General features: G+C 63.4%; 16 protein-coding genes. 9 read left to right on the top strand and 7 right to left on the bottom strand.

The window, feature by feature from the left end; all coding sequences use genetic code 11:
* Positions 1-2: 2 nt before the first annotated feature.
* Both PCA20602_RS04120 and PCA20602_RS04115 read left to right on the top strand, forming a co-directional pair.
* Positions 3-677, top strand: coding sequence for a heavy metal response regulator transcription factor (locus PCA20602_RS04120; protein WP_150720108.1), 675 nt, complete (start codon positions 3-5; stop codon positions 675-677).
* Between the two features lie 41 nt (positions 678-718).
* The gene (locus tag PCA20602_RS04115; RefSeq protein WP_150720107.1) at positions 719-2,185 is read left to right on the top strand and encodes a heavy metal sensor histidine kinase; all 1,467 of its coding nucleotides are present in this window, start codon (positions 719-721) and stop codon (positions 2,183-2,185) included.
* Here the strand turns inward: PCA20602_RS04115 and PCA20602_RS04110 are convergent.
* Positions 2,173-2,751: a hypothetical protein gene (locus tag PCA20602_RS04110; RefSeq protein WP_150720106.1), complete on the bottom strand. Its 579-nt coding sequence runs from the start codon at positions 2,749-2,751 to the stop codon at positions 2,173-2,175. The genes PCA20602_RS04115 and PCA20602_RS04110 overlap by 13 nt on opposite strands.
* Positions 2,752-2,889: 138 nt before the next feature.
* A complete protein-coding gene (locus tag PCA20602_RS04105) occupies positions 2,890-3,510 on the bottom strand; it encodes a hypothetical protein (protein WP_150720105.1) in 621 nt (206 codons plus the stop codon).
* A gap of 589 nt (positions 3,511-4,099) precedes the next feature.
* On the opposite strand from PCA20602_RS04105, the gene PCA20602_RS04100 reads away from it, so the two are divergent.
* From PCA20602_RS04100 to PCA20602_RS04070, 7 genes are all read left to right on the top strand, one after another.
* The gene (locus PCA20602_RS04100; RefSeq protein WP_174980794.1) at positions 4,100-4,753 is read left to right on the top strand and encodes a DUF2092 domain-containing protein; all 654 of its coding nucleotides are present in this window, start codon (positions 4,100-4,102) and stop codon (positions 4,751-4,753) included.
* Positions 4,754-5,259: 506 nt separating this feature from the next.
* Positions 5,260-5,433, top strand: coding sequence for a hypothetical protein (locus PCA20602_RS25525; RefSeq protein ID WP_174980792.1), 174 nt, complete (start codon positions 5,260-5,262; stop codon positions 5,431-5,433).
* Between the two features lie 125 nt (positions 5,434-5,558).
* Entirely contained in the window at positions 5,559-5,975 is a 417-nt protein-coding gene (arfB, locus tag PCA20602_RS04090; RefSeq protein WP_150720541.1) for an alternative ribosome rescue aminoacyl-tRNA hydrolase ArfB, read from the top strand.
* Between the two features lie 123 nt (positions 5,976-6,098).
* Positions 6,099-6,386: a helix-turn-helix transcriptional regulator gene (locus tag PCA20602_RS04085; protein ID WP_240493616.1), complete on the top strand. Its 288-nt coding sequence runs from the start codon at positions 6,099-6,101 to the stop codon at positions 6,384-6,386.
* Between the two features lie 69 nt (positions 6,387-6,455).
* A complete protein-coding gene (locus PCA20602_RS04080) occupies positions 6,456-7,751 on the top strand; it encodes a type II toxin-antitoxin system HipA family toxin (RefSeq protein WP_150720103.1) in 1,296 nt (431 codons plus the stop codon).
* Positions 7,752-7,897: 146 nt separating this feature from the next.
* A complete protein-coding gene (locus PCA20602_RS04075; RefSeq protein WP_150720102.1) occupies positions 7,898-8,509 on the top strand; it encodes a DUF2239 family protein in 612 nt (203 codons plus the stop codon).
* Between the two features lie 245 nt (positions 8,510-8,754).
* Positions 8,755-10,194: an MATE family efflux transporter gene (locus PCA20602_RS04070; RefSeq protein ID WP_150720101.1), complete on the top strand. Its 1,440-nt coding sequence runs from the start codon at positions 8,755-8,757 to the stop codon at positions 10,192-10,194.
* Here PCA20602_RS04070 and PCA20602_RS04065 read toward each other — a convergent pair.
* The 5 genes from PCA20602_RS04065 to PCA20602_RS04045 all read right to left on the bottom strand — a co-directional run bounded on the left by PCA20602_RS04065 (position 10,092) and on the right by PCA20602_RS04045 (position 13,485).
* The gene (locus tag PCA20602_RS04065) at positions 10,092-11,306 is read right to left on the bottom strand and encodes an MFS transporter (protein ID WP_150720100.1); all 1,215 of its coding nucleotides are present in this window, start codon (positions 11,304-11,306) and stop codon (positions 10,092-10,094) included. The genes PCA20602_RS04070 and PCA20602_RS04065 overlap by 103 nt on opposite strands.
* A 378-nt stretch (positions 11,307-11,684) precedes the next feature.
* Positions 11,685-11,924 (bottom strand): ChaB family protein, encoded by a 240-nt coding sequence (locus tag PCA20602_RS04060; RefSeq protein ID WP_150720099.1) that lies wholly within the window; start codon positions 11,922-11,924, stop codon positions 11,685-11,687.
* Positions 11,925-11,946: 22 nt separating this feature from the next.
* Positions 11,947-12,102 (bottom strand): DUF3309 family protein, encoded by a 156-nt coding sequence (locus PCA20602_RS04055; protein WP_083254058.1) that lies wholly within the window; start codon positions 12,100-12,102, stop codon positions 11,947-11,949.
* 331 nt (positions 12,103-12,433) lie between these two features.
* Entirely contained in the window at positions 12,434-12,883 is a 450-nt protein-coding gene (locus PCA20602_RS04050) for a PRC-barrel domain-containing protein (RefSeq protein ID WP_069343400.1), read from the bottom strand.
* Between the two features lie 239 nt (positions 12,884-13,122).
* Positions 13,123-13,485: a BON domain-containing protein gene (locus tag PCA20602_RS04045; RefSeq protein ID WP_150720098.1), complete on the bottom strand. Its 363-nt coding sequence runs from the start codon at positions 13,483-13,485 to the stop codon at positions 13,123-13,125.
* Positions 13,486-13,541: the final 56 nt, after the last annotated feature.

Here is a 13,541-nt window from a genome sequence, read left to right as displayed (position 1 = left end):
ACATGAAAGTACTGATCGTTGAAGACGAACAAAAGGTAGTGGACTATCTGCGCGCCGGCCTGACCGAGCATGGCTGGGTGGTCGACGTTGCGCTCGATGGCGAGGAAGGCACGCATCTGGCGCTGGAGTTCGACTATGACGTGATCGTGCTGGACGTCATGCTGCCCAAACGCGATGGCTTCGCCGTGCTGGGGTCGTTGCGCGAGCGCAAGGCGACGCCGGTCATCATGCTCACGGCGCGCGATCACGTGAACGACCGGGTGCGCGGCCTGCGCGAAGGAGCCGACGATTACCTGACGAAGCCGTTTTCCTTCATCGAACTCGTCGAGCGCCTGCACGCCCTCGCCCGCCGTACGCGGGTGCAGGAGTCCACACTGATCTCGGTCGGCGACCTGTTCGTCGATCTCATCGGACGCCGCGCCACGCGCGACGGTCACCGTCTCGACCTCACCGCCAAGGAATTCCAGTTGCTGTCGGTGCTGGCGCGCCGTCAGGGCGATATTCTCTCGAAGACGGCCATTACCGAACTGGTCTGGGACGTCAACTTCGATAGCCACACGAACGTCGTCGAGACCGCCATCAAGCGTCTGCGCGCCAAGCTCGACGGCCCCTTCACCACCAAGCTGCTGCATACCGTGCGCGGCATGGGCTATGTGCTGGAGGTTCGCGAGGCGTAAGCTGTAAGCCCGCCCACGCGAACCCGCGCCCGAACGCTACCGTGAAACACTCGATCTCCCGCCGCCTTGCCGCCATGTTCGCCGTTGTGGCGCTGTCGGTGTTCGCGCTCGTGGGTGCGGCGCTGTATCTGGTGTTACGCGTGCAACTGGAGCGTCACCTGCGCGAGTCGCTCGACGACCGTGCGCAGATCGCCCACATCATCGTCTATCACGGCGGCACCCCCGAGAAGTGGCAGATCGTGCGGGAGAAACTGAGCGACATGACCCCGCGCGACGGCACCACGACCTATTCGGTCACCAGCGACGACCCGCGATACACGTTCGGCACGCCCGTGGGAGGCATGTTCGTCAAGCGACTGTCCAACGGGTACGTACGGCTAAGCCCCGACAACGGCGGCGACGACATGCTGACCACCCGCGAGATTCTGCCGCCCTACGGCACGCGTCCTGCCGTCGCCCTGCAAGTTGCCGCGAGCTACGCCCCCAACGAGCAGACGCTGCGGGCCTTCGGCCTGAGTCTTGCCGCGCTCTCGGGGCTGGGCGCACTCGGCGTGCTGCTGCTGACCTTCTCCGTCACACGTCTCGGCCTGTCTCCGTTGCGGCGGCTCACGCGCGAAGCGTCCGAAATTCGGCCCGACAACCGGAAGCAGCGCCTCGTGACCCGCTCGTTGCCTGTCGAACTCGACGATCTGGCGCACTCGTTCAACGGTGCGCTGGCCCGGCTCGACAGCGCTTACGAGCGACTTGAATCGTTCAACGCCGACGTGGCGCACGAGCTACGCACGCCGGTCACCATCCTGATCGGGCAAACGGAAGTCGCGCTCACCCGCGACCGGCCGGTCGAGGAATTGCGCGTCTTGCTGCAATCGAACCTCGAAGAACTGGGGCGCATGCGCACCATCATCAACGACATGCTGTTCCTGTCGCGCGCCGATCAGGGCGAACGCGCCACGGGCCTCACTGCCGTGTCGCTTGGCAGCGAGGCGGCGCATACGCTGGAGTTTCTGGAGATTCCGCTGGAGGAGGCGCAGGTCAGTGCGCGTCTGCACGGCAGCGCGTTCGCACACGTCAACAAGGCGTTGTTCGGCCGTGCGCTGGCCAATCTGGTCATGAACGCCGTGGAGCATTGCGCGCGGGGCGCCAACATCGACGTCCGTATCTCGCCGAAACCGGACGACGCGCGACAAGTGCATATCGAAGTCGTCAACCCGGGGGCGCCGATCCCGCCGGACGTGCTCAAGCACCTGTTCGACCGGTTCTACCGGGCGGAGGCGTCGCGCACGAACAGTCGCGAGAATCACGGGCTGGGGCTGGCGATCGTGAAGGCGATTGCCGAAATGCACGGCGGGACGGTGTGGGCGCGCAGCGCAGACGGCTTCAACGCGTTCGGCTTTTCCGTGATCGCCAAGGCGGGCGGCAAGGACGACGACGGGACGCCTGCGCCGTCGCCTGCTACCGATGCGCCGCCATCGTCGGCGCCGACATCACTGGCGCGTCAAACGCCGTGACGGCCGACGTTGTTCGCCTGCGACATGGCATGCGGCGTGAAACCGGTCAATGTCTCGCCCAAGGCTTCCCGAGCGTAGGCTGCGGCCACCGTCATCTGCGCAAGACGCGCACGTAGCTCCAGATTTTCCCGCTCGAGCTGGTGGACTCGCTGCATGGCGTCCGCCACATCGGCGCCATCACCGAGCGCATGATGACTCTCGGGCATGGCGTCGAGCAACGTCATGGCCCGCGCCAGATTCTGCTCCAGTTGCTGCGCCCAGACCGCGCCGCCGACCCCCGACATTGCGCCAAAGGCGGGAATGGCGGGCGTTTCGAACAATGCGCGCGCCCGAACGATGGCCTTTTGCACCGTACCGGCGCTCGGACGGCGCGTCACGCCCGACTGCGCCATGAAACGCAGATAGGTTTGCGCGCCGTAAATGCGGTGCGCGGCTTTCCATGCGTTCGCCAGGAACGCATCGAGGAAGGCGGGATTGTTGTGAGGGTGTGCTGCGTCCGCATCGCGTGCGGCACCAAGCAAGGCAGCATAGGTTGCATCGTCGAACTTCAAGGCGGACCGTGCCATGGCGATCTCCGGGTGCTTGCCGTATCAGGGGGGACGTTGTGCGCCGATGCGCCGGGTGGCGCACCGACAACATCACGTTGACGACAGTCATGCAGTCATGACGGCTGCGGGCAGCGCGCCGCAGCCGTCAGACAATACTCAGGGCTTCGGTGCCGATGCCGGAACCGGCGGGACTCGCGGCTTCGACGTGCGCTTGGCCGACGGATCGGGCGTCACGGCAATCGCAACGGCTTCGGTGTAATTCACCGTGACGGCGTCGCCGACCTTCACGCCTTCCAGCAATTTCGGATCTTCGACGTTGACGTCGACAGTGCGCTGCGGGCCGCGCAGCGTGACGACATTCGACTTGCGATCGATGCGCTGCACCGTGGCCACCACCTTCAGATTGCGTGCGGCGTCGGCAGCAGGCTTCTCCCCCGGTGCGGCGCGATTTGCGCCTTCGGTCACGACACGGCTGCGAACGCCATCTCCCGGTGCCACGGAAATCGCGACGGAACGCTCGTACGCGACGATGATCTTGTCACCCTTACGCAGTTGCTCGAAGTTCTGCACCGCCGGGCCAACCAGAAACGTCACCGGTTTGCCCTGTTCGTCCGCAACTTTGATACTGCGATTCTTCACGTCGACGCCGAGCAAGGTCGTGCGATATTCGACAACGCCACCTGCAACGATTGGCGCCGGACGTGCCGTATCCTGCGCATGAACCACCGTTCCCAACGACAGCAGACCAGCCAACATCATGGCGTTCGCGAGCTTCATGGTGAGTCCTTTTGTTATCGAAGAATGCGATTCCCATATCCGGGATCGCAAATTAGTTAATTATCCGAACTAAAACGACGGGAATTCCCGACCGCGTAGAAACCCGTACGTTTCCATCGGATAGTAACAAAATAATTCAAAGCTGCAAGTTCGTTCTGAATTGCATGCCAAATATCTCAATCTATTCTTGTCATTTAAACTACTCGGAATTTTCCATACATGAACGCCATATTCCCGATTTATGAGGAAAATAAGTATCGCGATTTGATGTAGATCAGTACTTCCCGTCAACTCCGGCTGCTACAGATTCACTGCGAACGGAAAACCAGATACACCTTGTTACAAAAATACTTACGAGTTTCAAGCAATTCCTAATCCATTTGGATGATCTTTTCGAAGCTTGACAGTTTGCAATCCGAATTACTATTCTGATTAAATGCCCTCCATCTAATGCCGCACAGGCATTGCTTTGCCGGTGTCGTGCCCGCACGTCGTTGTCGTCCCGTTCAATTTCAACATTCGAATGAGGTCACACAGTGCCTTTCCCGACTCCCGCCGGGCTTCCCGGCCGCACCTCCCCCTTGCCGTTGTGGTCACCCTGCTGACCGGGGCTCTGCTTGGGGCCGCGCCCGTGCTGGCGCAGGCGCCCGGATCAGACAGTTCGACACTGGCTCAGGCGATGCCGGAAATGCAGCAAGGAGCGGTCGATGCGCTCACGAAAATGAGTCGTTATCTGCGGTCGCTCAAACGCTTTCATGTCGATGCCGATACTGTGACGGATGCCGTGTTGAGCACCGGTCAAAACATCGGTTTCCTGCATCACACTGCGCTTTCCGTTCAACGCCCCGCTAAAGTGCGTGCCGTGGTAAGCGGGCAGGCGCGCAATAGGGGCTTCGTATACGACGGCAAAACCTTCACGCTTTACGAGCAGTCGCAAGGCAAACGTTTTTACAGTCAGGTTGGCGCGCCACCGACCATCGATGCATTGATTCGCGATATCGATGAGAAGTACCACGACGGCATGCCGCTCGCGGATCTTTTCTATTGGGGAATGGATCCCGACGATGCGGCGCAATTGCGCTCGGCACTGTTTATCGGGCTTGACCGGGTCGGTGGCGAATGGTGCAACCACTACGCGTATCAGCAACCCGATGTCGATTGGGAATTGTGGATCAGCGCCGGCTCGCGGCCGCTGCCGTGGCACGTGCCACCTGTCTGGCCGCCGCTGCGGTACTTGTGCTGACGTCGACGGCCAGCCATGGCTTCGGTTTTCGCGGCGGTGCGCGCACCAGCCTTCACGGCGGTGGCGGCGGTTTCCACGGCGGCAGCGTTCAGGGGGGCGGCGCGTCCCATCAGGGCAATCTGAGCGGCGCCACACGAGGCGGCATGCCGGCGCATGCCAATACCGGTGGCCCGCCAAATGGCGGCGGGCAATCCCACGCCGGTGGGCAGCCGCCAGGGCCGGGACCACAACCCGGCCCGGGTCCGCACCCGCCCCCCGGGCCCGGACCAAGTCCTTCGCCGAATCCCGGTCCCGGGCCGCACCCACCCGTACCACCGCCCGGGCCGGGACCCGGACCGGCTCCCCATCCCCCGCCGGGACCACCTCCCGGACCGGGGCCAGGACCGGGGCCACATCCACCGGGACCGCCGCCGGGGCCAGGGCCGCATCCTCCCCCGCCCCCTCCACCACTGCCACCGCCTTATTGGGGCTGGGGTGGAGGATGGTATGACCCGGTCGCCGCAGCCGTGACGATTGGCGTATCTGCCGCCATCATCGGCTCGACCGTGGCGTCGCTACCGCCCAGTTGCGTCGGTAGCGTGGTCAATAACGTCGCCTATCAGCGCTGCGGCTCGACGTGGTATCAGCCGGTGTACTCCGGCACCACCGTCCATTTCGTCGTAGTGCCGGCGCCTCATTGAGACGCAACCTCAATCCTCCATCGCTCCTGACTTCTACGGCGCCGGAGACGCAAGCCGGCGCCATCCCTCCCCCGGCACACCCGCATGCTTGTGGACGACATGGCGAGAACGTTATGCTTGCGCCCATGAACCGTCGCATTCTCATTGCCCCCGAAGAGATCGAACTGACCGCCATGCGCGCACAAGGCGCGGGCGGGCAGAATGTCAACAAGGTCTCCAGCGCCATTCACCTTCGCTTCGACGTGATGCGCTCGTCGCTCCCCGACGAGGTCAAGAAACGTCTGCTTTCCCGTCTCGATCACCGCATCACGCAGGACGGCGTGATCGTCATCAAAGCGCAGCAGCATCGCTCGCAGGAACTCAATCGCGCCGACGCGCTTGCCCGTCTGCAAGCGCTGGTCGATGCCGCCGCCGTCGCGCCGCGGCGTCGCGTGGCCACGCGTCCCACGCTGGCCAGTCAGGTGCGTCGCAAAGACGCCAAGCAGGTCCGTTCACGTGTCAAAGCCTCGCGCGGCAAAGTCCACGCGAGCCGCGACGACTAATGTTTATTTTTATTGGCATTTTCCCATAAAAGCTAATTGAAATTAGCATTTCAATAATGCCGCGCCTGAAAAATGCTAATATAAAGCATCATTTCTCACAAAAAGCGCATCATCATGAGCTTTATGGAACCCCTGATTGCGGCACGCAAAGACGCCGGCCTGACGCAGGCCGAGCTGGCTGATCGCGCCGGGCTGTCTCGCATGACCGTGCAGAAAATGGAGTCCGGCGCACTCGACCCGCGTCTGTCGACACTGCTCGAAATGGCTCGCGCCCTCGGCCTCGAACCCATGCTCGTGCCTGCCGGCCTGCAACAGGAGGTGGAAGCCTTCCTTCGCTCCGGCGGCAAGTTCCTGGCGCAGCCGAGCGGTGTGTCCGCCCCGCCTTCCATCGTCGAAACGCTCGGTCGATAGCACCGCGCCCAGGGCACATCGCCACTTGCGCAGCGCCACCGAACGCACCGACCGACAGGGACTCTCGCCATGAATATCAAATACTTACGCGCGTATCTGCATCAGCCTGACGGGACACGCCGGCCCATCGGGTATCTCTCGCAGTACGGCGACATTCTCCGGATGTCGTTCGACGAGGACTACATCGCCGACGCCCGGCGGCCTGTGCTTTCGCTCGCCTATCGCGGCGCCAACGAAACGGCGACGCGCGAAATTCTGGCGTCGCCGCAGGACGTGCGTCTCGTTCGAACCGACGGCCGCTGGCCGGTGTACTTCGAGAACCTTCTGCCGGAAGGCCACAATCGCGAACGTCTCGCGGCCGAACGTCATTGCAGTCCCGACGACGAATTCGAACTGCTCGCCGCCGCCGGGCACGACCTGATGGGCGCACTCGAAGTCGAACCCGTGCCCGCGCGCGAAGGCGTGCCCGATGTCGTGCACCGCTGGCATACGGCGCTGGGCCTCGAAATGGTCGAACCGGGCTTCGTCGATACGCCGGTGGAAGATGCCGCGTCGCTGCCCGGTGTCGTGACGAAGTTCTCCGCGATCCGCGACGGGCGCCGCTACATCGTGAAGCGCCGGGGCCGGGCAGGCTCGGTCATCCTCAAGTTGCCGACCACGCGCCACCCCGATCTCGTCGAGAACGAATTCACGGGCTACCGGCTGTGCGGAGCGTTGGGGCTCGATTGCGCGCAGGCCGAAATCATCTCTCGCCACGATGCCGATCTGCCGGAGCAGGTGCCGTTCGAGCACATTCTCGCGGTGCCGCGTTTTGACCGCCTGCCGGATGGGCGACGCGTCCATATGGAAGAATTCGCGCAGGTGCTGCAATACCCGCCACGCAGCAAATACGGACGTGGCCTCGATATCGACTACACCACCATGCTGCGTGTGCTCGATCAACTGTCGGGACAGCCGGTGCGCGATGTGCGCGAATTTCTGCGCCGCCTGATCGCGTTCATCCTGCTCGGCAACACCGACGCCCATCTCAAGAACTGGGCGCTGATCTATCCCGATGCACAGACACCGCAATTGGCACCGGTCTACGATCCGGTGTGCGTCGCTGCGTTCTTCCAGGACGTGCCGCCATCGCACTACGGTGTGAACCGCGCCATCGACAAAACGCTGCGTGCCTTCGATTGGCCGGCGCTCGAAGCGCTGCTCAAGGGCGCGGGGCTGCTGCGTGTCGGTCGACTGATGACCATCGCACGCGAGACGGTGCGCGATGCGCAGGCCAACTGGCCCGCATTGCTCGACGATGCGCCGAATGCCGTGCGCGCGACCGTGCTCGAACGCCTGAACGGCGGTGTGGCGCTGACGGCCTGATCCCTCTCTAACCGAATGCGCCATGGGTACCGCCGCCCTGATTGACGTACCTATCAAAATTAATACCCGGATAATATTGAAATTCAAATAACACCCGGGTATTATTCGCCGGTATCGACACTACACCATCGTTACCGGAGTCTGCCGTGACACATTCCTCGCTGGGTTACACCGTCTTTCGCGACAAGCACCGCATTGCCGCCGGTTCGCTTGCCGACGCCGCCATCGCTTTCCAGCAGGCGATGCTCGCCGACCCTGACGCGTCCGTCATCATCTTCGACAACCTGACGGGCGACACACGCGACGTCGACGTGCGGGGTACCGCCGCCGACATCCGGAAGCGATATCCCGCCCCGGAGGCCGTCACCCCGGACACAGCGCCCGAATCCGACGACGCCCCCAAAGGCCGCGGCCGTCCGAAGCTCGGAGTCGTCGCCCGCGAGGTCACCCTGCTCCCGCGTCATTGGGACTGGCTCGCCGAGCAACGGGGCGGCGCCTCCGTCGCCTTGCGCAAACTCATCGACGAGGCGCGCCGCGCCAACGCCGAGCGCGACATGCTGCGCCGCGCCCAGGAGCGCGCGTACAGCTTCATGTCGACGATCGCCGGCGATCTGCCGCAATTTGAAGAAGCGTCTCGCGCCCTCTTTGCGAGCGACTTCGGAGCGCTTGAGACCCGCATCGCCGAATGGCCTGAAGACGTGCGTTCGCACCTTATGCGTCTCACGTCCACGGGCGATCTGACCGACCCGACGCCCTAAGCCACACCGGGCGCGCACGACCAGCGCGCAAGTTCACCCAGGCATAAGGGACGAGGACGACGCAACGTCTTCGTCGACCGCAGCGCTTCAGGCCCCCTGAAGCGCTCGGACACTCACGCCCTGACGATCTTGCGCCAGCCCCGCTAACCCTTTGATTTCACGACTCACCGGGCGGACCGCCGTCCCGGATGGGCCCCGCTTTGCCTGTCGTTTTCATTCACCGCGTTCCCCAAGGAAAAGGAATCATGACGCCATCCACCGCAGTCCCCGCTCAACCGCCACAGCCGCCAAGGCCGCTCTGGAAAACCTGGTTGCTCATCGCCGTGCCGATGATGCTGACCAACGCGCTTCAGTCGCTCGCCGGCACGGTCGACGGCATTTACCTCGGGCACCTGATCGGCACCGACGCCATCGCAGCCGTCTCCGCGTTCTTCCCCGTCTTCTTCTTTCTTCTCTCGATCGTGATCGGCTTGTCGGCCGGCGCGACGGTGATGATCGGTCAGGCGTGGGGGGCAAAGGATCTGCCCCGCGTGCGCCACATTGCGGGCACGGCGCTCGTGATGATGTTCGGTGCGGGCGTCGTCATCAGCGTGCTCGGCGGCATGTTCGCCACGTCGCTCATGCAAGCGTTCGGCACCCCGGAACCCGTGTTCGAAGCCGCCACGTTATACGCACGCGGCATGCTCATCGGCATGCCCATCGTGTTCCTGCTGTGGCTGACGACATCGATGAGCCGTGGCACGGGCGACGCCCTCTCGCCGCTCTTCGCCTTGCTCATCGCCACGCTGCTCTCCCTGGTTCTGACACCGGCGTTCATTTTCGGCTGGGGGCCGTTTCCGGCGCTCGGCGTGGGAAGTGCCGTGGCCTCGACGCTGCTCGCGTTCACGGTTGCCCTGATCTGGATGGGGATGTACTGGCGACGCAAAGGCCATCCGCTCGCGCCCAATCGTGAGCTCTGGCAAGCCCTGCGATGGCATCCGGCGCTCGCTCGCGGCATCTTGCACATCGGTGTCCCGACCGCCATTCAGATGCTGACGATGGCCATGGCGGAAATGGCGCTGCTCAGCATGATCAATCGCCACGGGGCGAATGCGACGGCGGCGTATGGGGCCGTCACGCAAGTGATGAGCTGGTTGCAGCTTCCGGTAATGACGCTGGGCATCACCGCATCGATCCTCTGCGCACACGCGATCGGCGCGGGACGCAGCGAACGCATCGGCGCCATCGTACGCACCGGCCTGCTGTGCAATCTCGGACTGACCGGCACGCTCGTCATCCTGGTCTATCTGGTCGCGCCCACGATCCTGCACGGGTTCCTGACCGATCCTGACGTGCGGACGCTGGCCACGCACCTGCTCTACATCGTGGCGTGGAGTGTGCTGGTGATGGGCACCACGGCCATCCTGACCGGGGCAATGCGGGCGAGCCGCAAGGTGTGGGTGCCGACGCTGCTTGGCATGATCGGACTGCTGGGCATCGAAGTGCCTGCCGCGTGGATGTTCGAGCGGATCGCCGGACTCACCGGTATCTGGTGGGCGTATCCGCTCGCGTTCATCGCCATGCTGGCGATGCAGGGGATGTGTTATCGGGCTTTCCGGCGCGCGTCGTGCCGCGCCCAGAAGAACATGACCATGCCTGCGCAAGACAGCAAGGCACCGACCCAACCGGTCGACGTCCAGCCGTAACCCGCGCTGATGGCCAGGCCGCCGAGCCACGCGCCGGCGGCATTGGCCATATTGAACGCCGAATGGTTGAGCGCCGCCGCGAGCGTTTGCGCCTCGCCGGCCACGTCCATCAAGCGGATCTGCAACGCCGGGCCGATGATGATGATCGTGCCGATGGCCAGCACGTTGGCGCCAGCCAGCCACGGGTTCGCCGACGTGAACGTGAAAGCGACCAGCAACAGTGCCGACCAGATCAGCGTGCCGCCAATGGCACGCATGAGCGACGCGGCGGCCACCAGACGCGGTCCCACGATCGTGCCGCCCACCATGCCGACACCGAAGAGCGCGAGATAGAACGGCACCCACGTTTCGGGCACGCCCGCGACCTGCATGAGCGTCGGCTTGATGTAACTGAATACGGCAAACATACCGCCGAAGCCGATCGCCCCGATGCCCAGCGTGAGCCAGACCTGCGAATTGCGCAGCGCACCCAGTTCGCGTAGCGGGCTGGCGCCGTGTGGCGCGGGGGCGTCCGGAATCCAGCGCCAGACGAGCAACGCCGTCAAAGCACCAATCACGCCGACCATGACGAACGCGGCGCGCCAGCCGAGCCACTGACCGAGACCGGCCGCAATCGGCACACCGAAGAGCGTCGCGAGCGTCAGCCCCAGCATCACCTGGCCAACCGCGTGAACGCGGCGATGCGGCGGCACGAGCGATGCCCCGACCAGCGCCGCCACACCGAAGTAAGTGCCGTGCGGCAGACCGCTCAGGAATCGCAGAATGATGAGCGAGATGTAGCCCGGCGCCATGGCGCTCGCGAAGTTGCCGACGGCAAACATCGCCATCAACGCAATCAGAAAAGCGCGACGCGGCAGACGCACGCCAAGCACCGCCAGCACCGGTGCACCGATGACGACACCCAGCGCATACGTGCTGATCGCGTGCCCCGCCTGCGGAATGGTGATGTCCAGACCTTTGGCGACGTCAGGCAACAAGCCCATGATCACGAACTCGCCGGTCCCGATACCGAAACCGCCCATGGCGAGCGCCACGAACGACAACCACACGGGAATGGACGATGACGGCAAGGCTTCGGACGCCTCGGCGGGGAGGATTTGGGGGACACTCATGGGAATTCGATCAGGGCAGCCAGTGTGGGACTGGCGAAGTTTGTCGGGCGGCGGCATGGGGTGCACGTCCGTCCAAAGACGCCGATTTTACGCCAACCCTGCAATTCGTGCAGGCGCAATACCGCAACGCAACATCACCAAATCGTCACAATTACGCGCAATTTGCACCGATTCGACAAGTATTTCACCGCACCGCAATATTGCGACAATCAATGCCCGGACGGGCGACGCTTCAGGACAGCGCCGAGCAAAAAAAAACCGGCCCAGTGGGTGGGCCGGCAAGCTACGGTTGCGCTCCGGTTGCGGGAACCGAATGCAATCGTATTGGGGGTCTGCGGGGCGCTGCGGCGTGGTCGGCCGTGCGCCCCGGAACGTCGGTCAATGGTGCTTCTTCGAATGCCACTGACCGGACTTGTCATCCTTTTCATAGGTTTGCTTCACGGCGCTCCATGCCACTTTGTGCGCCGTCTCCTCGCGCGATTCATGACCGCGCCGCTCTCCGGGATCCTTGTATTCGTCCCAGGCGGAATTGAATGCCTTGAGATAGATCTCCTGAGCGTGCGCCGGCAGGTGGTCTTTCACGCTGGCCGGCAATTCATGTGTCTGTCGATACGGCATGACGGGTTCTCCTTGTGCGGGGTCAGATATGCCCCATCACCACGAGCAACACCACAATCAGCACGATCAGCCCGATACCCCCTGACGGGTAGTAACCCCATCCCCGGCTATGCGGCCAGGCGGGTAACGCGCCAACCAACAACAAAATCAGAACAATCAACAAGATGGTGCCAAGCATGACTTTCCTCCCTTGCCGAGCCGACGGTGCATGGCCCTCGATGACACTTGCCAATCGATGCCCCATGCCCCGACGACCGCGACGTACCTATCGGACGTATTTGCCAGGGGGCCGGAGTGGCGGCTCTTCCACTGGCGGATCGAGCGGTCGGTCGGGTGGAGGCATCGGCGTCGGGTCGCTCTCGTCGGGAGGCGACTTCGGCGGCGGTGTCCCCGGCGGTTTGCCCGGGTCGAAGGGCTCAGGCAGGTGGGCATACAGGCGGGGGGCCTGCGTCAGCCGGCGAATTTCGGCATGGCGAATCTGGCTCGGCATGAGCAAGTCCTCGTCTGGCTCAATGCCAATAAGGGTCGACGGTGTAATACGTATGCACCTGCTCGGCCCAATGCATGTCGGCCATACTCGGCCAGTGGTCCTTGTCGAAGCCCGGCGCCTTCTTGAGGGCTTCCTTGTCGATGTCGAGAATGAAGCGCTTGTTCTCCACGTCGAGCTGCAAGGCATGCCAGGGAATGGCGAACAGCTTGTCACCCATCCCGAGAAAGCCGCCGAACGACAACACGGCATAGGCCACCGTGCCGCGCTGGACGTCGAGCATGATGTGCTTGACCTTCCCGAGGCTCTCGCCTGCGGTGTTCACCACGTCTTCGGCATCGAGCGTATCGGCAGCCATCACCGACGGGCCCGGACCATCGGGCAGCTTGTGTGACGCGCCGACAATGCGGGCGCCCGTTTGACCTGATTGACCTGCTTGGGGCATCTGGCCCCGGCCGGATTGCATAGTCATGATTCCTTCCTCCTTCGCTGATGACGTCGGGACACCTGCTATCCAGCGACATCGTTGTCATCGATGTCGTCGGATGACGCGTCGCCGACAGGGCGAGAGTGCGGTCTCTACGCGCCATCACGTGCTATCGGTACGATGCGGTGGCACCGTCGATACCGGCGTGATGACGCTGCGTTCTGCAAACTTTGGCGTTGCGGTCGACTTCGGTCGACGATCGACCGCATACCATGTGCCGGCCGTTACTTGGCCGATACCTTCAGATCGTTCTTGACGTCGACGACACCTTCCACGCCCTTGACCGTATCCTCGACGAGGGTCTTCTGTGCCGACTGCGGCACCGAACCCGTGAGATGCACCACACCGTGACGGGTGGTGACGTGAACCTTGGTCGACGGCACGTCCTTCTTCGCGAGCAGTTCGGCCTTGACCTTCGCCGTCAGCGCCGAATCGTCGATCTTGCGGCCGGTATCGCTCATCACGCTGCTGGCGCTGGCGTTATCGGCAATCTTGATGATCCCGCCCTGATCGAGTGCATGAGCGGCAATCCCCGTCGTTGCAAGTGCGCCCGCCATGACGAGCTTGAGCAGATTGGATTGTTTCATTTTCGACCTCCCGAAATGAGTCGTCGCATCGCCAGCATTGCTGCCTCGGGGCGTCA

Source organism: Pandoraea capi, assembly GCF_902459735.1.
GTDB classification, from domain to species: Bacteria; Pseudomonadota; Gammaproteobacteria; order Burkholderiales; family Burkholderiaceae; genus Pandoraea; species Pandoraea capi.
The sequence above is the reverse complement of the archived record's forward strand: the minus strand, read 5'-3'. Positions and strand labels throughout refer to the sequence as shown.